Source organism: Psychromonas saccharinae (genome assembly GCF_051201515.1).
Lineage (GTDB): Bacteria > Pseudomonadota > Gammaproteobacteria > Enterobacterales > Psychromonadaceae > Psychromonas.
Window position 1 is genome coordinate 1,391,599 of record NZ_CP195153.1, and the last position, 23,573, is coordinate 1,415,171.

The 23,573-nt window shown below is 36.1% G+C and carries 26 protein-coding genes and 1 pseudogene; 6 read left to right on the forward strand and 21 right to left on the reverse strand.

What is annotated here, in order from left to right; all coding sequences use genetic code 11:
• Positions 1-89: 89 nt before the first annotated feature.
• On the forward strand, positions 90-1,034 hold the full coding sequence (locus ACR30L_RS06215) for an NAD(P)-dependent oxidoreductase (protein WP_435237166.1): 945 nt from the start codon (positions 90-92) through the stop codon (positions 1,032-1,034).
• Positions 1,035-1,037: 3 nt separating this feature from the next.
• Here the strand turns inward: ACR30L_RS06215 and ACR30L_RS06220 are convergent, their stop codons facing one another.
• The 4 genes from ACR30L_RS06220 to ACR30L_RS06235 form a co-directional block, all read right to left on the reverse strand.
• Positions 1,038-1,352 carry a DUF6693 family protein gene (locus ACR30L_RS06220; protein WP_435237167.1) on the reverse strand — a complete coding sequence of 105 codons (315 nt, stop codon included), beginning with the start codon at positions 1,350-1,352 and terminating at the stop codon, positions 1,038-1,040.
• Between the two features lie 431 nt (positions 1,353-1,783).
• A complete protein-coding gene (gene aphA / locus ACR30L_RS06225; protein ID WP_435237168.1) occupies positions 1,784-2,494 on the reverse strand; it encodes an acid phosphatase AphA in 711 nt (236 codons plus the stop codon).
• A gap of 334 nt (positions 2,495-2,828) precedes the next feature.
• Complete coding sequence (locus tag ACR30L_RS06230) at positions 2,829-3,314, reverse strand: hypothetical protein (RefSeq protein ID WP_435237169.1); 486 nt, start codon at positions 3,312-3,314, stop codon at positions 2,829-2,831.
• A 104-nt stretch (positions 3,315-3,418) separates the two neighbouring features.
• Positions 3,419-4,984, reverse strand: coding sequence for a hypothetical protein (locus ACR30L_RS06235; RefSeq protein ID WP_435237170.1), 1,566 nt, complete (start codon positions 4,982-4,984; stop codon positions 3,419-3,421).
• A 214-nt stretch (positions 4,985-5,198) separates the two neighbouring features.
• Between ACR30L_RS06235 and ACR30L_RS06240 the strand changes: the two genes are divergently transcribed.
• A complete protein-coding gene (locus tag ACR30L_RS06240) occupies positions 5,199-6,200 on the forward strand; it encodes a D-alanine--D-alanine ligase (RefSeq protein ID WP_435237171.1) in 1,002 nt (333 codons plus the stop codon).
• 24 nt (positions 6,201-6,224) lie between these two features.
• Here ACR30L_RS06240 and ACR30L_RS06245 read toward each other — a convergent pair whose 3' ends face one another.
• The 4 genes and pseudogenes from ACR30L_RS06245 to msrA all read right to left on the reverse strand — a co-directional run.
• The gene (locus tag ACR30L_RS06245; RefSeq protein WP_435237172.1) at positions 6,225-6,476 is read right to left on the reverse strand and encodes a hypothetical protein; all 252 of its coding nucleotides are present in this window, start codon (positions 6,474-6,476) and stop codon (positions 6,225-6,227) included.
• 72 nt (positions 6,477-6,548) lie between these two features.
• Positions 6,549-6,854, reverse strand: coding sequence for an MGMT family protein (locus tag ACR30L_RS06250; protein WP_435237173.1), 306 nt, complete (start codon positions 6,852-6,854; stop codon positions 6,549-6,551).
• Between the two features lie 129 nt (positions 6,855-6,983).
• Positions 6,984-7,448 (reverse strand): peptide-methionine (R)-S-oxide reductase MsrB, encoded by a 465-nt coding sequence (gene msrB, locus ACR30L_RS06255; RefSeq protein ID WP_435237879.1) that lies wholly within the window; start codon positions 7,446-7,448, stop codon positions 6,984-6,986.
• A 24-nt stretch (positions 7,449-7,472) separates the two neighbouring features.
• Positions 7,473-8,060: pseudogene (msrA, locus tag ACR30L_RS06260) on the reverse strand (peptide-methionine (S)-S-oxide reductase MsrA); the annotation flags it as partial.
• 312 nt (positions 8,061-8,372) lie between these two features.
• Between msrA and ACR30L_RS06265 the strand changes: the two are divergent.
• Positions 8,373-8,795: a hypothetical protein gene (locus ACR30L_RS06265; protein ID WP_435237174.1), complete on the forward strand. Its 423-nt coding sequence runs from the start codon at positions 8,373-8,375 to the stop codon at positions 8,793-8,795.
• 75 nt (positions 8,796-8,870) lie between these two features.
• Here the strand turns inward: ACR30L_RS06265 and ACR30L_RS06270 are convergent, their stop codons facing one another.
• Positions 8,871-9,368 carry a fasciclin domain-containing protein gene (locus ACR30L_RS06270; RefSeq protein WP_435237175.1) on the reverse strand — a complete coding sequence of 166 codons (498 nt, stop codon included), beginning with the start codon at positions 9,366-9,368 and terminating at the stop codon, positions 8,871-8,873.
• A 266-nt stretch (positions 9,369-9,634) separates the two neighbouring features.
• Between ACR30L_RS06270 and ACR30L_RS06275 the strand changes: the two genes are divergently transcribed.
• Positions 9,635-10,117 carry a hypothetical protein gene (locus tag ACR30L_RS06275; protein WP_435237176.1) on the forward strand — a complete coding sequence of 161 codons (483 nt, stop codon included), beginning with the start codon at positions 9,635-9,637 and terminating at the stop codon, positions 10,115-10,117.
• A 121-nt stretch (positions 10,118-10,238) separates the two neighbouring features.
• Positions 10,239-11,474, forward strand: a complete 1,236-nt coding sequence (locus tag ACR30L_RS06280) for a TMEM143 family protein (protein WP_435237177.1) — start codon at positions 10,239-10,241, stop codon at positions 11,472-11,474.
• A 69-nt stretch (positions 11,475-11,543) separates the two neighbouring features.
• Here the strand turns inward: ACR30L_RS06280 and ACR30L_RS06285 are convergent, their stop codons facing one another.
• The 4 genes from ACR30L_RS06285 to ACR30L_RS06300 all read right to left on the reverse strand — a co-directional run bounded on the left by ACR30L_RS06285 (position 11,544) and on the right by ACR30L_RS06300 (position 15,028).
• Positions 11,544-12,413, reverse strand: coding sequence for a hypothetical protein (locus tag ACR30L_RS06285; protein WP_435237178.1), 870 nt, complete (start codon positions 12,411-12,413; stop codon positions 11,544-11,546).
• Positions 12,414-12,427: 14 nt separating this feature from the next.
• Entirely contained in the window at positions 12,428-13,408 is a 981-nt protein-coding gene (locus tag ACR30L_RS06290; RefSeq protein ID WP_435237179.1) for a LysM peptidoglycan-binding domain-containing protein, read from the reverse strand.
• 51 nt (positions 13,409-13,459) lie between these two features.
• A complete protein-coding gene (locus ACR30L_RS06295) occupies positions 13,460-13,735 on the reverse strand; it encodes a 4-fold beta flower protein (RefSeq protein ID WP_435237180.1) in 276 nt (91 codons plus the stop codon).
• Between the two features lie 372 nt (positions 13,736-14,107).
• Positions 14,108-15,028: an IS1595 family transposase gene (locus ACR30L_RS06300; RefSeq protein WP_435237880.1), complete on the reverse strand. Its 921-nt coding sequence runs from the start codon at positions 15,026-15,028 to the stop codon at positions 14,108-14,110.
• Positions 15,029-15,135: 107 nt separating this feature from the next.
• Here ACR30L_RS06300 and tnpA point away from each other — a divergent pair, with 107 nt between their 5' ends.
• Entirely contained in the window at positions 15,136-15,564 is a 429-nt protein-coding gene (gene tnpA, locus ACR30L_RS06305) for an IS200/IS605 family transposase (RefSeq protein ID WP_435237181.1), read from the forward strand.
• A gap of 462 nt (positions 15,565-16,026) precedes the next feature.
• Here tnpA and ACR30L_RS06310 read toward each other — a convergent pair whose 3' ends face one another.
• From ACR30L_RS06310 to ACR30L_RS06345, 8 genes are all read right to left on the reverse strand, one after another.
• Complete coding sequence (locus ACR30L_RS06310; RefSeq protein ID WP_435237182.1) at positions 16,027-16,536, reverse strand: DUF4468 domain-containing protein; 510 nt, start codon at positions 16,534-16,536, stop codon at positions 16,027-16,029.
• Between the two features lie 384 nt (positions 16,537-16,920).
• A complete protein-coding gene (locus ACR30L_RS06315) occupies positions 16,921-17,478 on the reverse strand; it encodes a nucleotidyltransferase domain-containing protein (RefSeq protein WP_435237183.1) in 558 nt (185 codons plus the stop codon).
• Between the two features lie 839 nt (positions 17,479-18,317).
• A complete protein-coding gene (locus ACR30L_RS06320; RefSeq protein WP_435237184.1) occupies positions 18,318-19,136 on the reverse strand; it encodes a hypothetical protein in 819 nt (272 codons plus the stop codon).
• Positions 19,137-19,871: 735 nt separating this feature from the next.
• The gene (locus tag ACR30L_RS06325) at positions 19,872-20,078 is read right to left on the reverse strand and encodes a hypothetical protein (RefSeq protein WP_435237185.1); all 207 of its coding nucleotides are present in this window, start codon (positions 20,076-20,078) and stop codon (positions 19,872-19,874) included.
• A gap of 34 nt (positions 20,079-20,112) precedes the next feature.
• A complete protein-coding gene (locus ACR30L_RS06330; protein WP_435237186.1) occupies positions 20,113-20,517 on the reverse strand; it encodes a hypothetical protein in 405 nt (134 codons plus the stop codon).
• A gap of 269 nt (positions 20,518-20,786) precedes the next feature.
• The gene (locus ACR30L_RS06335; RefSeq protein ID WP_435237187.1) at positions 20,787-21,215 is read right to left on the reverse strand and encodes a hypothetical protein; all 429 of its coding nucleotides are present in this window, start codon (positions 21,213-21,215) and stop codon (positions 20,787-20,789) included.
• A gap of 846 nt (positions 21,216-22,061) precedes the next feature.
• Positions 22,062-22,382: a hypothetical protein gene (locus tag ACR30L_RS06340; RefSeq protein ID WP_435237188.1), complete on the reverse strand. Its 321-nt coding sequence runs from the start codon at positions 22,380-22,382 to the stop codon at positions 22,062-22,064.
• A gap of 569 nt (positions 22,383-22,951) precedes the next feature.
• Positions 22,952-23,224, reverse strand: a complete 273-nt coding sequence (locus ACR30L_RS06345) for a hypothetical protein (protein ID WP_435237189.1) — start codon at positions 23,222-23,224, stop codon at positions 22,952-22,954.
• Positions 23,225-23,573: the final 349 nt, after the last annotated feature.

Genomic DNA, 23,573 nt, shown 5'->3' on the forward strand with positions numbered 1-23,573 from the left:
ATAAAACTCTGTTATCGTAAAAGGCTGGCTAATCCCTTAGTTAGGTGAAAATAGTGATTACGTTATTTCTTTTATAAAAGTTGAATTTGATGAAATATAAATTATTAGCGACTGAAAAATTTGATATCCCAACAGCATTTTATAATCAATTAGATATTGATATTATTGACGATCTTTGGCAGAACGAGAATGAACTGATAACTGTTGCGAGGGGCTATGATGCATTAGTTGTTAGGAATATGACTCAGCTTAATCAGCACATTATTAACCAGTTAACATCTATCAAGGTGATTGGTCGTTTAGGCGCAGGGACAGAAAATATTGATAGTAACCATGCTAAAAAGTGTCGCATTTCAGTTGTTTATGCACCTGTGCAGAACACCAATGCCGTAGCAGAATTTTGTGTTGCTCAAATATTTAATGCATTACGCCAGATCCCCTCTGCAATTAATGAAACTAAGCAGGGAATGTGGAATAGAGGCAAGTATCTCAGCTTAGGTCGAGAGATTAGCCAGAGTACGATTGGCATTATTGGTTTCGGTAATATAGGAAAAGCGTTAGCAACAAAAATGCAGGCGCTTGGTGCGAATGTTCTGGTTTATAATCGCACCGCAACAAAAGTCATTCTACCTTTTAAATATAGCCCATTGGAAACCTTGCTTAAAACGGCCGATATCATATCGATTCATCTACCTGGGCATGCTGATACTAAAGGGTTTATTAATCAGACTTATTTGGAGATGACCAAACCTGGCGCATTTTTATTAAATACTTCGCGTGGTGATGTCATAGATGAAAGTGCGTTATTAGCCGCATTAGAATCGAAACAGCTTGCAGGGGCATTATTGGACGTTCGTGCTTGTGAACCTGGTAAAGCGGATTTATTAAGTACGCATGAAGCTGTTTACCCAACACCGCATATTGCGGCATTCACCATTGAATCTCAGATAGATATTGCGTCTTCTGTATTGACCGATATTATCAAAGTACTGAATAATCAAGCGCCTAATTATCCAGTATTCACTGAGATATAAATATTATTCAATGGTGGTATTGTTTAATGAGTAATTCCAAATTTTATAAACATAAAAAGCATAACCTAAACCACAGGTTAATATGGAAATGACTATCCATAAAAGTACATGCCCGATATTGCCGAACAGATCTGTATTACAAGTCATTTTCCGTGCAACACCACGATCATCAATCAAGGTGGAGCGGTTAATGATAAATTTTGAAAATGAATAAGGTAAGAAAAAAGCACCGATTCCTAATGTAACGATAATAATTATAAACCAAATAATTAAGTGGCCTAAAATATCTAACGTACTAACATCTGCCTGAATTTTCATTTAAATACTCCGTAGTGAAATAAATACAATAACTCGGTTTATACCCGTTACCATTCAAGATGCGTTTATCAGTCACTAGCTCGGATACCAAGGCAAGGCGTAACATGATGACCTTTCGAGCGATTAACTGCGTTAATCCTCTATCGGTAGATGTAAAAACAAGACTTTACATCTTTAATGGCTAGTCCTTATCGAAAGTTATAACGCAGTATTGCCATGGTTTATAAGAAACGAGCTAGTGACCCGCAGGGCAAGACGAGAGGCAAACATCTTCGTTGTTATAAAGTCTCGATTTAACCCGTTAGATCTTCACCTTTATGCCTAGAATCTGCTCACCTCTCGTCTTGCTGATTTCTGCATCTTGAATGGTAACGGGTATAGTTTGATTAAAGAGTTGAAGCTATTTTAAATAATAGCTTCAACTAAAAGAATCAATATTGTGAGTTAAGCATAACCCGTTCACCGTAGAGGCCATTTTTTGGAATAGGGGTATAACTTGAGTTTGCTGCACGCATAATACGGATACCTTCAGCGCCTGCTTGGCGTGCTGAAATAATATCGCCATTTGCATCCCCATAATATATTTTAATATTGTGAGCTTTGATGTGCTTGGCTTTTAGATATTCTTCTCGACTAGATCCGGCAAAAATAACGTCGTGCATATTGGTAATATTAAAAACACGCTTTAGGTATTGGGTTGTGAAATCACAATCAGAACCAGTACGTCCGGTGATAAAGTAAATAGAATCACCGCGTTGTTGGTGCATATCAATGAGTTCGGTGGCAATTTTCTTCGGCATGCTAAAAATATCCCAACCACAATTGGCCTTATCCCAGAAATCTTGATTAGAAAGGTAAGCATAACCACCTGGAGAAAACTCTTGTTGACCGCGATAGAAAACAGGAGAACTAAATAGTGCCGTGTCATCGACATCAAAACCAACGGCCATTGATGGTTTACCTGCCAGTTCCTTAGATAAACTCTCAACTGAAACGGTATTTAAATCCTTAGGCACACCTAGATTAAGAATATCAATAGTAGAGTAGCCTTTTTCTGTGCCCGGTGTTTTTGGATCGGCATTGACATTAGTTGTTATTGCGCAGGAAAGTAGTATCGATAGGGAAATGATTGTTTTTTTCATCTAATAGTCCTTTAAAGTGTGATTATACCAATCGTAATAATTAGCTGATCTATTTTGCTGGTTAAAATAGTTTATTTCTTTGTTGAAAGCTTCGTTAAGGGAACAACCATTTACATCAACTTTCGCCTCAAACTAAACCATTTTTCCAGCGCAAAATTTAGATCACATATTTAATACAATTGGTATTATATATTGGGTGATTCCACCCTATTCGTACACACAACTATTGTCCAATAATAATTGGTTCTTACGGATTTTTTCCTTAATAATTAATTGATTGCCATTGATATTTCGCTTTTATTGAGTGATGGATAGGGGGAATCCCCCCAAGTCATTAAATGGCAGGAGAAATTACAGGTCTTTTTGTTATTTTTTGGGTTAAAACAAGCCCAATAATAATAAAAACAAAAAATACTAGGTGTAGCCATAGTTTAGGGCCGACTTCGAAGTTTAAAGGGGCCAATGCGCTAAGATCTGGAAATTTTTTCATCGTAACTAATTTGACGACAAACTCATTAGCGGGTGTTGCAATCAGTGTTGTCATCCATCCGAAGACTAATATTTGAATTGTATTCACGAATGCCGTGCTATTAATACTAAAAATGATACTTGATAGTATGGCGTAGGCAATTGATACACTGATATGTACAAACCAAGATAGAAGTAATGCTGATATTTCAGTGTATCCCCCCAGGCTTATATATGCTGCTGCATGTCTTGATGTTAAGGTCGACATACCAAAAATGGGTTGGACTAAAATAAAGATAATGCTTGAAATTAAACCGATAAACGCCGCCGTAAGCATAGTATTTTTGTTCATGTGTTCACTCTTAATAAATGGATATAGTATATAGACAGGGATTAACCGGAAAATATTTCAAATCACATAAACAATTTTATTACTATGCTTATTCCGGCGGTTTGTTAACGGTGATAAGTTCGTTCGTATGCCGCTTGCATTAACGCTTGAATCGTTGCAAATCCCATTTTATCGAGTTTTGATAGGTATGCATCCCAATCTTTATCGATATCACCATATCCAAGGATCCAAGATTGCTGCATTTCTAGCATATAGCCGAGCAGACTTGGCCAATATTTATCATAGATTTTTTGCTCTTTATCCGTTAATTCAACACCAAGAAAGGGCGTTGGAAAGTCGACATCTTGGTTATATAACGCGATATAATCGAGTGCATATTTATTGGGTTGTTGTAATTCGTAATTGTAATCTTGCTGAAAACCACGTGGGATTTGAGCACCGATTTCCCTCAATTGCAGCGTCAGTGGTTTTGGATTATTTAATACCGATGGCTTGAAAATAGGTTTGCCATCGATCAAGTCATATTGTTGGCCTTCAATCCCATAATTTGCTAAACGTCTTCCTGCTTCGGTAAAGAAAAAGTCAAAGTATTTGATTGTTTCTACTTGGTTTTTATTGCTAAAAGACATAGCCCAACCGTCATTGGAAACCGTTGCGCGACGGTGTTCTTCGATACGTTTACCCGAGACTCCTGCGGGAGGTGCCATTGCTTTAAATTCAAAACCAGGTACTTGATTGGCGATTGAATCATTATAACTTGCTGTAGATGCAAACCAATCATGGGTCATGCCGCCAAGGTTATTGGCTAATAAAAATTCACGAGAGCGATCGCCACGGGTAAATACTTCAGGATCAATCAATCCTTCCTTGTACCATTTAGCGAGGTGACGAATGCCGGTTTTGTATGCGGGTTGAATATAACCGTATTGTAGTTGACCTTCATCACTAACGTAGAAGTCATGGTATTTCTCTGAACCGGTAGAGCGGCCGCCCCAAAACGTTACCATGCGGATTAACTCTTCCCAATTTCGCATGAAAATCGGTATTTCATCTTTTTTACCATTGCCATTTGGATCTTGATTGCGAAAGGCCACTAATACTTTATACAGTTCATCAATATTTTGCGGTACGTTGAGGTTAAGTTTCTTCAACCAATCGTAACGAATAAAGTAACCACGTCCTAAGTCTCCATCGGGAATATAAGGGATATAATATAAATTACCATTGGAAGATGAAATGGCGTTTTTGATATCAGGATGCTGTTCAAAATACGCTTTAATATGTGGCGCATATTTTTCGATTAGCTCATTTAATGGAATAAATGCACCCTCGGGGCCATAGCGATTAACATTATCTCTAATGGATTCGCCACCAATAATAGGCGGTAGGTCATGGGCTGCGAGCATTAAAATAAAGGTTTGTTGAGTTTTAATATTCGCCATGGAGGCAAGATTATTTAAATGCAGATTAGTTAAACGCGCGGCTTCTTTTTCAACAGGCCACTGACTATCGTAAACATAATTTTTAGTTTGAAAATGAATATCTAAGGTTAATGGTTGGTCTGAAACATTATAGGCACCATCTGGAGAAGGCATAGCCATAGCGGGAAACACAATTGTTGCAGAGCAACCCATAATAAGAGCAGTTAGCAGATTCTTAACTGTTTTCATAATATACCTTTAATATTGATAAGTTAGTTGCATAACTATTATTCCATATCGGTTCCGATAATTCTCATCTTAGTCATCATTTGTGTATATAAATAATACCGATCAAGTTATATTTAATGATGTACGCTGCTTATATGGTCGATTAGCGATATAACCTTGTTGATTTCGTGCTTATTTGTATTAAAGTAGATAATTCATCAATTTAGGATACCCAATGAAACAGTTAACTATTTTATTACTCTCTGGCGGTGGTGGGGCTGAGCATGAAATTTCATTGCTTTCGGCTAAATTTATGGCTGACTCATTAGCAAAATCACCGCAATTTAATGTGCTTAATCTGGTGTTGGATAAGGATGGGCAATATTCAACTCAAGATGGTCAACGCTGTGAGTTAACCAATACGCGAGAAGTACGTTTTTCAGATCTAAATAAAGCATCCCAGACGATTGATTATGTTATTCCGTGTTTTCATGGATATCCAGGAGAAACCGGTGATATTCAATCCTACCTTGAATTAATTAAATTGCCTTATTTGGGGTGTCAACCAGAAGCAAGCCGTAATTGCTTTAATAAAGTCACTGCTAAAATGTGGTTTACTGCACTGGGGATTCCTAATACCGAGTACATCTTTTTACAGCAATATAATCAAGCTGCACTTCAACAAGCAGAAACAGCCTTAGACAAGTGGGGCTCTTTATTTATTAAGGCTGCCTCTCAAGGCTCTTCGGTTGGTTGCTATAAAGTAGATGATCATTCACAACTGAGTGATTCATTGCAACAGGCTTTTGGTTACAGTGATTATGTGCTTCTTGAAAAAACGATTAAAGCACGAGAAATTGAAGTGGCTGTTTATGAATATGAAGGTGAAGTGATTGCAACTTTACCGGGTGAGATAGTTTGTGAAGCAAATACTTTTTATACCTACGATGAAAAATATGCCTCGAATAGTCATGCTAGTACGTTAGTGGTTGCGCCGGTAGATAAAGCGGTTGCTGAACAAATTCAAGCCTATGCCATTAGCGTATTTAAGGGGATGAAGTTAAGGCATTTATCGCGGATTGATTTTTTCTTAACGGCGGAAAATGATATTTTACTCAATGAAATAAATACCTTTCCTGGGTTAACGCCAATTTCTATGTTTCCTAAAATGTTAGAAAATCATGGGCATCATTTTAGTGACTATCTAGCAAAAACAATCACTGCACAATTGGTTTAACCCTAGATAAATAATGGCCGAACTTTAATGTTTTTTACGGTTCGGACCGTTACGGACTAAATCTTGCCCATTTTGGAATACTTCCTCGGTAACCCAGCGCGATAATAATAACTGATGCTTATCATCTAATACGGCAACAAAACGTCGGCCATCTTTATTACTGGTTGCCAATGCAATGCCCGCTGAATTACCTAAACCTAATGCACCGCTTTCAACGGTGATAAGAAATGTTTCTAATTCTTCTAGGGTGGTGATAATTTCTGCTTGGTTATCCATTCTATTACTCTCTTAAACGAAAATTAAATTGCGAAGAATGGTACGGGGTTTATCTTTTTAAGGCAATCATGTTCACCATAAATAGCGTTTTAATGAAACTTTTGTCCCATTAAAAATAATGCCTTCTGCTTCTAGACGTACACGTTGTCTTTGATACGCTTCCCCGTTTAAAGGAAATGATATTTCACCCTTTGCGTTGATAACGCGATACCAAGGCAATGTCGAGCCCTTGGGAAGATTTCTGAGCGTCGCACCAACATAACGAGCATGGCTAGGAAAGCCGGCTAATTTCGCTATTTGACCATAGGTTGCCACTTTTCCCTTTGGAATAGACGAAACGATTTGCCAAATAATTTCATTAAGTTGTAATTTATCCATAAGACATTAACGCTACTTTGAATGTATTGGTTTATTGATGGGATTTAATCATAAAAGAAGGGGGATTAAAAATAGTAGGAAAAGTTACTACTAAAGCAACGCTTAGTAGTAACGTGATAAATCGAAAGATTATAATGTATTATTTGTGAATAACTTACTGTATTGACCATATCCTTCTGCGGCTAAATCTGCAACGGGAATAAATTTCATTGATGCTGAATTCATACAGTAACGTAAGCCCGTTGGTGCTGGACCATCGTTGAATACATGGCCCAAATGTGAATTTGCATGTTTACTTAAAATTTCAGTCCGAATAGCAAACCAGCTTCTGTCTTCTTTCTCAACAATATTGGCGGACTCAAGAGGTTTAGTAAAGCTTGGCCAACCGGTGTTAGATTTGTATTTATCAAGAGAGCTAAATAATGGCTCGCCAGAAACGATATCAATGTAAATACCCGCTTCTTTATTATCCCAATACGCATTATTGTACGGCTGCTCTGTACCTGCTTCCTGAGTCACCTTGTATTGTAGAGGTGTGAGTGTTTCTTTTAATTCCGCTTGGCTTGGAATGGTATAAGTTGTTTTATTCTCCATAGATGCATTAACGGCTTTCACTTTATGACTTGAAGGTGCGCCCCATATTTCTTCTAAACGCTGGTCTCGACCACAATTCCACCGGTAAGCTTTATAACGTATTGGGCTATTTTTATAAAAGTCTTGATGATAACTTTCTGCGCCTTTGATGGGATAAAAGGTACTTGCATTTAAAATTGGCGTGACAACGGTTTGATTGGGAAACTGGCTCGCAACCACTTGCTTCGAGTGTTCAGCTATTGCTCGCTCCTGCTCATTAGCGACAAAAACTGCACTGAGGTAGCTATGTCCTTTATCACAGAATTGGCCCCGACTATCGAAGGGATCAATGTTTACCCAGTAATGATCTAAAATTTCTTGGTAACTCACCTGTTTAGCATCATAGGTTATTTCTACAGCTTCGTAATGCCCAGCATGATTACCACGATAGGTTGGATTTTCGACGGTACCGCCTGTAAAACCAGAAACCACATCGGTGACGCCAGGCAATTTTTCAAAATCAGATTCCATACACCAGAAACAACCTCCGGCTAATACGGTTTTGTCTGCATTTGCTAGGGATGCATAACAAAGTAATGATGTAGACAGCGCAAGCACTATTGCTTTTTTCATAAAATTCTCGCTTTGTTGTGTGTAATTAAACGATGAAGTGGCTCAATGTTTACCATTTGAATGAAGACGCTTTTTGATATTAATGGTATTCAGAGTAGCCGCTAAATCACTTCATATTTAAAAGACCCGACCTCGGAAATATTTATTTCAATGATAATGAATATTATTTAAAAAATTTTCACACCGTGTATTTTGCTGTTTTATTTCATTGTTTATGCCTATCACAGTGATAGGTTAAAACAATTTTAACATCTTCAATTGTTACCTTATGTTAAAAATAGAAATTAATTAAACCCTAGGAGAAATAAAAAAATGAGTGAAAAACAAACGGTACAAGTGGATCAAACTAAATTAGGTTGGTCCCTGTTTGCTTTGCGTGTTGGTATATTTATTGTTATTGGTATTTGGTCGTTAGATAAATTTTTTAACCCAGGGCACGTAGCTGCAGTCTTTTCTAAGTTTTATCAAATTGATCAATTGGGAGAAATGACCGCTTATTTAATGGGTACCGTACAAATTATTTTGGCATTATTATTTGTAACAGGGTGTAAAAAAAATATAACCTATCTACTTATTCTCATTATCCACCTCGCTTCAACATTGGTTTCATTTCCAATTTATATGAGCCCTTTTGCAAACAGTAATTTATTGTTTTTTGCCGCTTGGCCAATGCTAGGTGCTTGTATTGCATTGTATTTATTACGAGACTACGATAAATGTTTCTGTGTAAAGTAATCGAGTTGCGATATTAAATAATTAATGATTATTTGAGATTAATGGCCCTATTCAAAGGAATAGGGCTTATTTTTTTTACTTCGGCATTAATACGTTATCAATTACATGGATGACACCATTACTGGCTTCCACATCTGCCATCACCACGTGGGCGTTATTAACCATCACTTTACCATCGTTCGTTGTTACTGTTACTTTCTGACCTTGTACTGTCGCTGCAGTATCTACTTTCATTACCTCTGCTGCGGTCACTTTTCCTGCAACTACGTGATAGGTCAGAATGGATGTTAGCTTTTCTTTATTTTCAGGCAATAGCAACATATCTAACGTACCTTCAGGTAATTTAGCAAAGGCTTCATCCGTTGGCGCGAATACCGTAAATGGTCCCTCTCCCTTTAATGTTTCAACTAATCCGGCTGCTTTTACTGCAGTAACAAGCGCGTTAAAAGAACCATTTTCCATTGCAACATCGATGATATCTTCCTTTACTCCGTGATGGTTAGCTTGAGCTGCTGGAATGAATGCAAAACTAGAAAGGGCTAATGTACAAATTGCGAATGTTTTCTTAAGCATAAAATGTTCCTTTTGTATTAATGGATGATTTAACTTTTTGTTTTCATTACGGCTCATCAATACGGGGAACATTCAAATAAAAGATCACTTTTTATTTTAAGTTTCTGTGATCGCCTGTTCCGTGGCTATTCGGATTAAAGGGGCGCGGATAATAATGCAAACATAATGTTAGTCTTTGTTGGTATTGCCATAATAAAAAGAGATAATGCAATTTTTCTTTTCAAGATTAAGAACATAGCGTCTTAATTCTTTATTGGAGTATTAAAGTGACGTTTCAAGTCTCTATATTAAAAACAGTTGTTATTGCATGTGTTTTAAACCTTTCTCTTACATCTATTTCCTATGGGCAAGGGCATCGGAATCAAAATAAAGAAATTGGTACAGCGGTTCAAATAGAACAAAAAAAAGGGCTGTTTTTGACCACTGAATATTGGATTGAGTGGCGGAATTTTAATGGACGAATTATGTTTTATTATACCCACCTACAATCATTTGCATGCGGTATTCAACAGGTTACTTGGGGAATAAGTGAAACTCAATTAGATAACGTGTTACCAATTATCAAATGCGATGAAGCGCGCCCTTATTACCAGCCAAAGGATACTCCAACGTATTCTTATTTAGATGAGATTCAAGGCGTCAATAGCGAACAAATAAAATCGATATTTATACAAGTTGTCTTCTATGATGGGATAGATAGTTTTGTGCATGAATTTCCTATTCCGCCGTTTGTATTAAAGCAAGAGTAGCGAGATAAGGCTTACTTTCTGAACGGTGTAGACCATGTAAGCCAGTCGAAATATTGCTAACGGGTATATAATTTTGTGGCTCGTATAACTTCTTAATATTCAATAAAAATGGTGGCTTAGTTTGTCAGTAAAAAAAATACTTAAACGATTACGTTTTATTCCCTATCGTAAACGCGATATTGTCGAAATGTGTCTGCAAAATGAACCGTCGGATATCGATAAACAGCAGTTCAAAAAACTTTGCCACATGTTGAGCAGCATTTTTCATTTCGAGTTTTACCAAGTGACGGAATCAATGAAAAGTGCCTATGATTCAGTTAATCCCGATAGTGATACGAGGGATATTGGCCTAGCTCAAAAGTCGACGAATATTGATTTTGTTGATTTATTGGGGGGATTACTAGAAAAAGCAAATTACGAACGTATCTCTGAAGTCGAATTGAATCATGCAATGTCTGAAGAATCGTTGTTTAAGATCCGTTTACACGTTGATTTTGATGATTTTTCAGAGGTATTGCTGTTTTGCCGAGGTGAAACCTTACGTAAAGAAATCGTTTCACGTTTTTTGGGATTATTTCCAAAAGAAATTGAGTTTATTAACTATGATCGCGTCGTCGTGTATCTTCGTTTTAAGGAAAACTTTGTACCTGAAAAGGGCTTAGAAGCGTATTTTACGCCGGGCTCAACGGTCTTGAAATTATTTCAGAATGTGCCAAAAGCTGACCTTGAAATGCTATTTCCCAACACCCGTGTTCGTATGCGCACCTTAGACAAACTATTGATTGGCATTCCTGCCGCAATCAGTGGCGGTATTGTGATCACCACAAAACTAGGTGCAACATTGGTCTTGATCGGTTCTTTATTAGGCTTCTGGTTAGGGCTAAGCTCTCAACCTGTAGAAATTAATACAACCGTTATACTGGCATTATTTGCCGGATTAGCTGCTTTTGGTGGTTATCTCTGGAAACAATTTAGTAACTTTAAAAATCGTAAACTAAAGTTTATGCAGACTTTGACACAGAACCTTTATTTTAAAAATCTTGATAATAATGCTGGCGTATTTCACCGGTTAGCCGATGATGCTGAAGAGGAAGAATGTAAGGAAGCTATACTGGCTTATCATTTCTTATTATCCAGTCAGCATGGACTAACTAAAGTACAGTTGGACAAAAATATTGAAGCTTGGTTTGAACAAAAATGGCAATGCAAAGTGAATTTCGAAATTGATGACGCATTAAATAAATTGTTAACACTTGGCATCATCACTAAAAACGATAATGGCTATCAAGCTCTCCCAATTGATGAGGCTATTAAGATACTCGATCAGCGTTGGGATAATTATTTTAACGCGTCATAATTCATTAACTAAATTAGCGGTCATCTATTTTTGACTATAAGGAATCAATGTTCCGCTGGTTGTCTTTTTTCAATTATCATATGAAATTTTTGGTTTGATATTCTCTGTATTTACTTTAAGAGTGAGTACTACTTTTTCCGATGGTATTGATACTTTTTGTAAGCCTGTTTTATTGAAATATGTTTTAAATTCATTGCTATACTCTGGGTCTGCATTTGTATACGCAGAAATTATCAAGCCAAGTTTCTTCGCAATAATCGGATATTTTGTTGCAAGCTTTATAATATATTCTGGCTCAATAAAAATAAATTCAGCATAAACATTAAAATCATTTTCAATATTAGTCATTCCATACTCAGTAAGAAAACCTGAAGCATAATTTGGCTCTATATTATTATTAACACTTAATGTTTCGTGATTATTGATAGAAGGCTTCCAATTTTTTGGCATTAATTTTTTCCAAGCTAATGTTGCGAAAATAGATCGTAAATAAATTAAAGAACTCAATTCATGGTGTACTCCTCTCAGAGCATTTGTATAATTAGTACCCGTTCCATTCCAAGCAGATATACTCGATAATATTAGAGAATTAGAGGAGAATGTCCCGCCTGCATCGGATCCTTCCATTTTCATTGAACCACAGATGTTTATTGATTTAATAATTGATGAAACAAAACCTTTTGGATAAATTTTTAAAGCATCTTCAATGCCATCTAGCGCTTCTGATGAATTATTTAAAGTTGTTCCTTCCATTGTTAATTCAAAACCATCTTTTGGGAATTGTTCTGGCCAAAATTCTGTTGGGTCACCTGCTTTAATTTCAATATTGTATGTTTCAGATAAACGCTTAGCTTGTGCTTTTTCTGTTTCTGTTTCTGAATCAGAACACCCTAACAATAATGAAACCATGAGCATAAAAAATAAAAGTTTAATATTCATTAAATAGACTCCAGCTATTTCGATAGTTCGACTGTAGCAGCCGGCACTATAATTGTTGAGTATTTTACAACAGCAGGTACCAATGCTTTATCTGATAAATTCCAGAGTCTTATAGCCTTCATTCTCATTGCCGCAGCTACAGAAAAACAGAAGGGATCATCTATAACACCAGCTGAACCTGTAAAGGCATCTTCTACTAATGTACCAACTACAGTTACTAAAGCAGCAGTAGTTAAACCAATTGCAACTGTTTTTGGCCATTCAGTGTCTTTAGCGCTTTTATCTTCAAATCGAGTAACTTCTATTATAAATGTAACTTTATCGGCAAGATAATTAAACTCATTGATTTTGCCTTTTAATTCAGGAAGCTGTATTTCATAATGTATTTTTGGTATTGGGGAATTAGAACTCATTTGAATACCTATTGCGGTTGAAGGTACATTAGGCTTACTACTTTTAGATATAATTTTGCTGCCAACAGTTACTTTATTTCCATCAATTGCAACTTTAGTTTCAGAGGTTAATGAACTAAAAGCATTATTTGCTGAAGAATTAACTTTGGTTTCAAGTTGTTTATTATTAATAACATAATTTATTGGATAAGAATTCTGTGTCGACAGTACAATATTTCCTTTCAATTTAATTTCAATCATTATCCCTGGAGAGGTTATATATTGAGATATATCATTTAAACTATAACTAAATGAAATTGGTGACTTTATATTTGGCAATTGTGATTTCAGTGATTGTTTCGGTTTGTTTAATAATGTAGGCGAACGGCTTACATTTGCTATAGCATTACCTGTACTAGGTATTAGTAACTTTTGACCAGGATAGATTAAATCAGGATTTTGAATTTTCTTTCCAGTTATTGCTATTACACTCCTACGATTATTATAACGCCATAGGAAGGGCCAATCTAATGGTGAACCTAAATACTTTGCAGAAATATCCCACAATGTATCTCCATTTTTGACTAAATATATCTTATTCACAATAATTCCTTGGTTATAATTTAATGTTGGTGGGCGGTAATTTTTGGTGCCTTAAGCGGGTATTGTAGGTTCATCTCCCCAAACCGCGATTTTTGCTCTATTTGCTTTCGCTGATGCACTGCGTTTAGCACAGGTAAAGGGAGGGTTAATTCCTGCACTATCTGTTGATCTGTATATCAGGTGCTCACCAATAATGGTTCCAACATATCGACCATTAGGGCCAAACACTTTTTTGTCCTTAATGCGTCCCACTACATTGCCTGAACGACTAAACACCTTATCTTCATAAACTTGAAGTGGATTACCATCCTTTGTGTACAATTCCATATTATTTCCTATCATCGATTGATTTAAGCCTGTGTGTGTTCACATGGACTAGGTGTATAACTAAATCGAATTATCTTGTCTTGGCTGTAAAAACAGATAATTAATTTTATTTAAATTTGAGTTTATGATATCAAGTTTTAATTTTTAATCAATTGGATGAGGAGGTAATGTGAAATTTACATCACGAACTTGAGTTAAAGGGGGGCTGTGCTCTCATTTCTTTTTCATGCCGAATTAGCTCGCCTTAAAAGTACAAAAGCAGCTCAAAGTGACACGACCTTAATTTCATTTTTTCTCAATCATTTAAAATAATATTTATGTGGAAGCATGACTCTGTTGTACTTAGTGTTGGTTGCATTTTTTCTGTTAATTTTAAAGCGCAGATTCAACCCAGACCTGTTCTGAATGCTCTTTATTTTGTACCATAAAACGAAACCAACTTAGGTAATTCTCTAAATAAGCTGTACCTACGCCACAAAATCGCTTAAGCCAAGACTTCCAGCGCATCATATAATTATTTAATGTTTGAATATGATATACGCTTTCAATAACACGCTGATTATCCAAACCAATTAATCTTTTATGATCAATGTTCAAGCCTTTGGCAATACCTATGTAGGATATATTACCATCTGTGCACAACACCGAACCTTCTGAGATAATAGGGGTTAAAACGGCCTCAATATTTTCTTTTGTGTTATTTTCGATAACCTTGTGCACTATATTTCCAGCTCTATCTAATACCATGATAATAGGGACTTGAGCTATATTGCCACCACCTCGCTTTCGGGCTGGTCTACTAATTTGTCTTTTACCTTTAAAAGACTCCGCAATAAAAGTTTCATCGGCTTCAATAATTCCATGTAAATTAGAGGGTGTTATATTCTGAGGTTGCTTTAAGAAAACATGACGCCATCGAAAAGCTGTTTTAAGGTTTATATTTAAAAGGGAGGCAGACTTCCTAAGTGAAGTGCCGTTCCACATTAAATTAGAGTAATTAATCCACTTTTCTGGTTTTCTCATACGGTAGAAAGGTGTTGAAAATAGTGCATTAAAGGTCTTTGAACAAGCCTTGCATCTAAAGCGCTGAATACCTTGCTTAGTTACTCCCCACTTATTAATAAGCTCAGAGTCACAGTGAGGACAGTTGCAAACACGATCTTCATGTTCTGCGATTGCTTTACCAATTTGATTACTTGAAATGTTATTTTCAACCTCATGTCGTAGCTTTTTAAGGTCAGAGTAGTTTAGGTAGGTAACGTCTTTAAGAATGCTTTTTAGTTTATTAAAAATTAAAAACCACGTCCTGTGGGCGTGGTCATCAGCTTTAGGCTATGCCTATAGCTTCTACTCATGCTATTAACCTATTTAGTTGTCCCCACAACAAAAAGGAAAGTAGCATGAGTAGATTTGAGAAATTATCACACGTTATATGGCATTGCCAATATCATATTTTTTGGGTACCTAAATATAGATACCGAATATTAACAGGCGCAGTTGCTAATGAGGTTTACCGCTGTATTCAAATATATTGCGGAAGGTTAGGTTGTGAAATTGTTGAGCTAAATGTACAACCGGATCATGTTCACTTGTTAGTGAAAGTTCCACCAAAAAGATCGATATCAGAGGTCCTTGGTGCGGTAAAAGGGCGTACTGCAATTAGGATATTTAAACAATTTTCTAACCTAAGAAAGAAGCCTTATTGGGGTAATAGTTTTTGGGCTAAGGGATATTGTGTTGATACAGTTGGAATGGATGCTGAAATGGTTAGGAAATACGTGAAGTATCAGGAACAGCTTGAAAAGCAACAGGAACAATTACAATTTTAATAATTAACTGGGGATAACAGTTTGCCTTCTAAGAAGGCAAACCACCGCCCCCTTCTAGGGGGTAAAAAGCAAAGCCACCTTCTAAGAAGGTGGATCTTTAACTATTGATCATAGTTACACCTTGAAATTCAAAGTAATGATAACTAAATATTAGACCATCAACACAAAACTACAACAGCGCCGGAAGCATACAGTTAGGATCGCCGTCATTTGTCTGCTGTTTTTATCGCTTTGCTTCTATTTTAAAAAATAAAAGACTAAACGAAGATAAGATCATTGTTCAAATGTAGGGGAGGAATAAAAGAGTGGATCCGTCATGTGGTGTTAGATAAGGCTCGGTGTTATTAAGTAAAACGTAGTTATTATACATGAAGGAAAATAAACCACCCTGTGCGGGGGGGCATGCAGGGTAGTGTGAGGGATGCAGGCTAAAACTTTTGTGACCTGATTAGTTTAAACTTTTTAGAAGTCTTGCATGGACTCTAATTTACCCTCTCCATGTAAAGCAGATTTAAGGTTTCCCGAGATATTCGAAAATTGACTCAATATTTGTTTATAACCATAATTTGAAGGTAACGCCCAATTACATTCTGATGCGGCTGGAACCCCGCGTAACAACTCTAGTTGAAGGCGCGCTTTATTATTTTTAGCAATGAATCTAATATCATATTCCGATAAACAATTTGGACTTAGAAAAGAATCATACTTTTGCCAACGAACAAGTCCTTTACCGATCAGTACGCCCTCCAATTCATCTTCAACTCGTAATACCGCTTTACTATCCCCATAGGTGGTTGCCATGTAGTTTAGGGCTTTTTTCCAGAGGTCGCTTTTTGTTCCGTTTAAGTCTGTATAAGTGTACGTTTGTAGTTTTAACATAGATTCTGAAATAGGGTGAGCAGGTGCGTTTGGGTTAGATGCACAACCAACAAGCAATAATGAAATGACACTCCCTAAGATTTTATTTTTCATATTTTATCCGTTTTAATTGCTGAACAGTTTGATGTTAATGCTAACAGTTATATTAACTTACAAAATGTCACTGTTTTAGATAAAAAAGTGATAAGTAGTTAATGATTTAAATATGCTGTTACAATACACTTTTTTATATATTATTAATATATTGCAAATAAAAGTTAAATATAAATCACGCGAAAAAGTGAAAAATGATAATAATTACGATGGAAAGACCGAAAAATGCAATCAGTAATGAGTTTTTAGCACGACAAGGTTTGTTGTCATTAAGGAAAATGTGGATTAATACTCGCTATTCATGAAGGAAGATGAACCGCCCTGTGCGGAGCCGCATGCAGGGGGGGAGGCTAGATACCACCGGCTACTCGATTATACAAACAGTTAAAGTTTATCGACTAGCTTTTTTAAATGGTTCTTAGCCAACTTATGATTTCCACGGCTCATCCACTTGATACAATCAAAAAGCTCCCAAGTAAGGCCATCATCACCATTCGTATAAGCGGGAAAGTCCTCATGCTTTGGTGCTGGTTCATCTGTTACCCTTTGCTCAATGATGCCATTTTTGTCAAATAACACTTTAAACGGTTTTGAAATACTGAATGATTCACTTAAATCTAAACAGTGAATTTCGGCACTAGTCAGATCATTAAAAATGTACTTTTTAAAGTAAGCATTATCATTGTGGAAACCGTCAAGTTGATAGAATATTTCCTTGTCACACTCGAAAGTTGAGAAGCACTCGTTTGTAGATTGATGGAAGTCATTCTTTGTGAATACAAGAATATCGGCATCCGATACACGGTCACCTTTCCCTGCTGCCAATGAGCCTAATAACACACCAGCTACTACATCACTCTCTGAAATGAACACCAAACACGCTGATCTAATCAACTCATTTTGGAGAGGGAGATGCTCTAAATCTAGCTTTTCTGAACTCAAAATTACTTCCATTTGTATACACAGTGTAACGAACCCGAATGATTCTATATCTGCGGTGGAAATACGGACACTGTTAATTTATTTATAAATGAGATAACAATATCAACTTTAAACGGTTATTCAATCAGATAAAAAATATTATAAAACCTACATCATGAGAAAAGAGGGTAAAAGGTAATAATTACAGTGGAAAAACTGATAAACGCTATGCTGGTATTGAATATATAACTAGAGCAAAGCGGCTATGTGATTCCCCATCAATTTTTCTTACAATACAGCACTGCTTTAGCAAATAAATATTGGACCGAATTAAACGTCAGTTTAGGTTTATGAGCGGACGAGCTTCGCGAGTCCTTCACATTTCTTTAGGTTCAGCTTGCACAGGGACGTGCTATCTGAACCGATGCGTTAAAAAGTAGTGATGCATCTTAAGATCAAAAAATGGTTTGGGGTGACGTTTTTTGCTTACTTTTTTTCGTCATTTAGAAAAAGTAAAGTCGCCGTCAGGGCGAAACCATCTAAAAGAAGTTTAACCATCAGTAATAAGCGAAAGCTTACAATAAGCCAAACATCTTGTTATTTCTTGTGCCAGTGGATTTATAAAAAGTACCAGCAAAGGCCCTTGTAGAAGTTCTAAAACGAAAGGGATCCTGATTGTAATCAATAAAGCGATCAGCAATGAGTTTTTAGCGCGTCAAGGATTGGTGTCATTAAGGGAAACGTGGATTAACATTCACTATTCATGAAAGAAGATGAACCGCCCTGTGCTGAGCCGCATGCAGGGTGGTGTTGGGGCTGGAGGCTAGATACTAGATACCTCCGGCTACCCGATTAGGCATTTATCTAAGGACATTTAAGATTCGTTTTACTTTAAGTTGTGCTTCATGAAGCCAACCACCATCTCGGTTTAAGTACGCATCAAAATTTTCAAGTAGAGATATTAATTCATCTTTGTTTTTCAAACCTAAAGCAACTTTATCAGAGGCGTTGTTAATGCCCTTTATTGATAAGTTCCCTTTAGGTGGAATATCAACCTCTAGAAAGTGGTAGCTATTAACAAGCTCGATAGCGGATAGAACAGCAATATCAACTAAATGTTGGGGATCAGATGCCACACCAATTTTACTTCGGAAAATTGAAGCGATTCTTGGTTGTAGGTATTCAATATATGAAACATGGGAACTAGAATCATTCTGGTGTGGAGGAGCACCACTACGATCATCATAGGGAAAAGATCTTGTATATGCAGAAGTGACTAAAGACATTGCCATCAAACATTCTTCGTTCAAAAACAGTTGATGCTTGTATAACAGACTTTTAAATTCTCGATACCCTTCAAATGGTACAGGTTCATATAACCCTTCATCTGGATCATAGTGCTTTAACCAGTCAGTATTCACTTGAGCTATTTTAGTTATCAAAGTAGCGAACGCATCTCTTTGGTGATCAAAGAACAATGTTGTACGAAGTTGAGAAACTTGATTTTCATGTTTAATACCCTCAACTTTCGAGTTCAACTCTGTTTTATAGCTTTCGAGTTTTTCTGCGTATTCATGCTGAATGGATTGTTTCAACCTTTCAGATATCCACCCTTTAGCTAACCAAACTAATACGGCACCACTCAAACCACCTGATAATATACTAAGTATATATTCCACATTTACTCCTAATATTGGTGCCACTATTGTGGTTAACACTGATGCCTAACAGTGTAACTAACTCGAATGATTCTATATTTCTGGTGGAAATATGGACACTGTTAATTTATTTATAATTGAGATAACAATACCCACTTTAAACAGAGATTCAATCAGATAAAAAATATTATAAAACCTACATCATGCGGAAATACGACAAAAGGTAATAATTACAGTGGAAAAATTGATAAACGCTATGCTGGTATTGAATATATAACTAGACCAAAGCGGCTACGTGATTCCCCATCCATTTTTCTTACAATACAGCACTGCTTTAGTAAATAAATATTGGAGCGAATTAAACGTCAGTTTAGTGTTATGAGCGGACAAGTTCTTCAGATTTTATTAGGTTCAGCTTGCACTAGGATGTGCAATCTGAACCGGTGCGTTAAAAAGTAGTGTTACATTTTAAGATCAATAAATGGTTTGGAGTGACGCTTTTTGCTTACTTTTTTTCGTCATTTAGAAAAAGTAAAGTCGCCGTTAGGGCGAAAACATTTAAAAGAAAGTTAAACCACCTACAACAAGCGAAAGAGATCAATATTGCGATCAGTAATGCGTTTTTAGAACGTCAAGGATTGGTGTCATTAAGGAAACGTGGATTAATATTCATTATTCATAAAGAAAGTGAACCGTCCTGTGCGGAGCCGCATACAGGGGGCTGGAGGTTAGATACTTCCAGCTACCCGATTATAACTATGCTTCATCGCGACTGAAGTTTAAAATTTGTTCGCCAAATAACGAAACTGCATTTGATGACAAATTATCAAATAGGCTAGAAATTTCTAAATAGTCATTTCCTGCATCCGCAATTTTATCTTCGTCATCAGATTCACTATTTATTGTCTTAAGGCGCTCCATTTCTCTGGAAAGGGTCAAGTACATACCTAGTTTTCCAGTCATTTAATTTAACGTCTAGCTCTCTAACTTCACTCATTTACACTGCTTCTTTTTTAAAAACTTTTTGGCATTTTAATGCAAGTTTAGATAATAACCCAATAAACTCATCTAGTGGCATATTTGATGTTGGGCAAATACTATAATGGCTAGGGCGATCATTTATTAATTTAAGGCTTTGAGGAACTTGAATCCCTTTTCCTATTTTCCAAAGCCAGCCAGACATTGGTGTTTTATCAAGACGTTCTTTTGTCGAAAGTGAAATCCCCTTACCATTTGATACAACAACAGTAATACCGTTTATTTCAGTAGTATTTATATATTTAGGTCGTCTGACATTAGTTAATTGAGGGCCTGATGAGTTACCTAATCTGCATAGATCTTCTAGGGAAAAATAAAAGAAAGTTAAGCCATCAGCAACAAGCGAAAGCTTACAATAAGCCAAACATCTTGCTATTTTCTGTGTCAGTGGGTTTATAAAAAGTACCAGTAAATGCCCTTGTAGAAGTTCTAAAACAAAAGGGATCCTGATTGTAATAAATAAAGCGATCAGTAATGCTCTTTTAGAACGTCAAGGATTGGTGTCATTAAGGGAAACGTGGATTAACATTCACTATTCATGAAGGAAGATGAGCCGCCCTGTGCGGAGCCGCATGCAGGGTGGTGTAGGGGCTGGAGGCCGGCTACCCGATTAGGTATTTGGTGAATAATAAATTACTTTTTATTTCCTAAAAGTGACGAAAAAAAACCGATAATAAGCGATAGTGGTAGTATAAGTAGAAAAGAAATTATAATGCCAAAAAAACCACCTGAAATTAGAAGAGTTAATAATTCATCCGCTCCACCACAATCTGAACAAATTAGAGATTCATTACAGTTACAGTCAGGCATAACATTAGCGATCACAAGACCGACTACAAGTCCCACAAAAGAAATCAAAAACAAAATCAACCCAGCTTTTAGAATAAACCACGAGAAACTACTTTTTTTAACTTTATGCGAAGAGTTGGCATCTAAATTTTCAGTGCTTACATCCATTAAAGACAAACCATTGGCACAATGTTCACATTCATTATTTTCATCCAAAACACATGATTTACATTTCGGACAGATAACAATTGGAGATTTATTATTTGACTTCATATTAATTTCAACTATTGATTAATCGTAATACCTAACCCGAATTATTCCATATTTCCGGTGGAAAGACGGACATTGTTAATTTATTTATAATTGAGATAACAATACCAACTTTAAACGGTTATTCAATCAGATAAAAAATATCATAAAACTGACATCATGTAGAAAGACTACTATAAGTCGTATTTACGGTGAAAATGCGTCAGTTTAGTCGGCGATTAATTAATAGTTGTGTTGTTTATCAGTTAAAGCCATGGTTATCTCAGTTTGATATTGTTAATGACGAACCAATTGATGACCTTTGTTTTGAATGATTAGGTAATCAAATAACATCAAGCCATATCGGCTATGTAATTCCCCATCTATTTTTCTTGAAATGTAACGCTGCTTTAGCAAATGAAATCCTGGAAGGTTTCTTTAGGTTCAGCTTGCACAGGGATGTGCTATCTGAACCGATGTGTTAAAAAGTAGTGATGCATTTTAAGATCAAAAAATGGTTTGGGGTGGCGTTTTTTGCTTACTTTTTTTCGTCATTTAGAAAAAGTAAAGTCGCCGTCAGGGCGAAACCATCTAAAAGAAAGTTAAACCACCTGTAACAAACGAAAGCTTACAATAAGCTAAACATCTTGTGCCAGAGAATTTATAAAAAGTACCAGCAAAGGGCCTTGTAGAAGTTCGTAAACGAAAGGGATCCTGATTGTAATAAATAAAGCGATCAGTAATGCGTTTTTAGAACGTCAAGGATTGGTGTAATTAAGGGAAACTTGGATTTACATTCACTATTCATGAAGGAAGATGAACCGCCCTGTGCGGTAGGAGGCTAGAGACCTCCGGTTACCCGATTAGAGCTTAAAGCCATTCATGCTTAAAACCTTTTATTGTAATTAAAATGTGGCTGATTATGAAGCCTAGAACTGCTGTAGACAATATAGTGAATAAAACCCATTTAATCGGATTACTTTTATTTTTGGAAGCTAAAACCCCTAAAGGAATACAATACACAAATACCAATGGCCCTATATAAACGCCAACTGAAATCATGCAAAAAATAGAAACTAAAATAGCACATAATATTGCGTACCATATTCTATTTACTCGTTTGTATTTGATGAATTCTTCTTCACCTAATAATACTTTTTGGCTTACTTCTATACCGTGAACAGTGCGCATAATATTACCTTGAGATCTAACAGCTACATTAACCTTCAAAATGTCACTTTTCCGGTGGGTAGGTGGCAGTAATTAATGATTTAAATATGTTATTACAATACACTTTTTCTGTTTATTATGAATGTGTTATAAATATAAGTTAAATCTACATCATGCGGAAAGCAGATTAAAGGAAATAATGACGGTTGAAACACTGAAAAGTACCGTATTGGTTTTGAATAAATAGCTAAACCAACGCGTCTATGTAATTCCCCATCCATTTTTCTTACAATGTAACACTGCTTTAGCGAATGAAATCCTGGAAGATTTCATTAGGTTCAGCTTGCACAGGGATGTGCTATCTGAACCGGTGCGTTAAAAAGTGGTGATACATTTTTAGATCAAAAAATGGCTTGGGGCTGCTTTTCTTTTGGTTACTTTTCTTTGGCAGTTCAAAGAAAAGTAACCCGCTGTCAGAGCGGAGCTCCCACAAAGCAATTTAACTCATCAGCAACAAGCGAAAGCCTAAAAACCTATAGTAAGTTGTATTTTATCCTTGCTTATTAACCTATTATATATGAACTCTACGGTTACTCTAGTTCACCGAACATCCAAGCTTCTTTTGTAGTTTTGCGTTCACAATACGTACCAACTTCTAAGCACGCAGCTTGATTGATTGTAGAATCGTTAGCAGTAAGATGTCCAACACCAATATAGTGAGGCTCACCATTTTCTGCACAGTTTTCTTGCCCACATAAGAATTGCCAATCACCATCAAGATCTCTAATCGCTTCCAATACAGGAAATTGATTACTAAATATATGCGAGCATACATAAACGCCAAAATCACTACGAAATATCATATAATTCCTAATTACACATAACAGTTATATTATCTTTTAAAATGCCATTTTTCCGGTGGAAAGGTGACATACAGTTAATGATATACAATATACTCTTTCGGTATATTATGAATATGTTATAAATAAGAGTTAACTTTCAATCAAGCATAAAGTTATAAAAGGTATTGTTGTCTAGACTTTATTGTAGTCATTAGTTTTTGGTTGGAGGCAATGAAAAACATGCAATATTTTGGGGAAGTCTGGTGAGAAAATAGCCATTATCCTTTTAATATTCAAGAATTACATATAGGTAGTTATGAAATTTTTAATTTATATCGTAGTGTCTTTAATTCTTCTACTAACTAGTGCG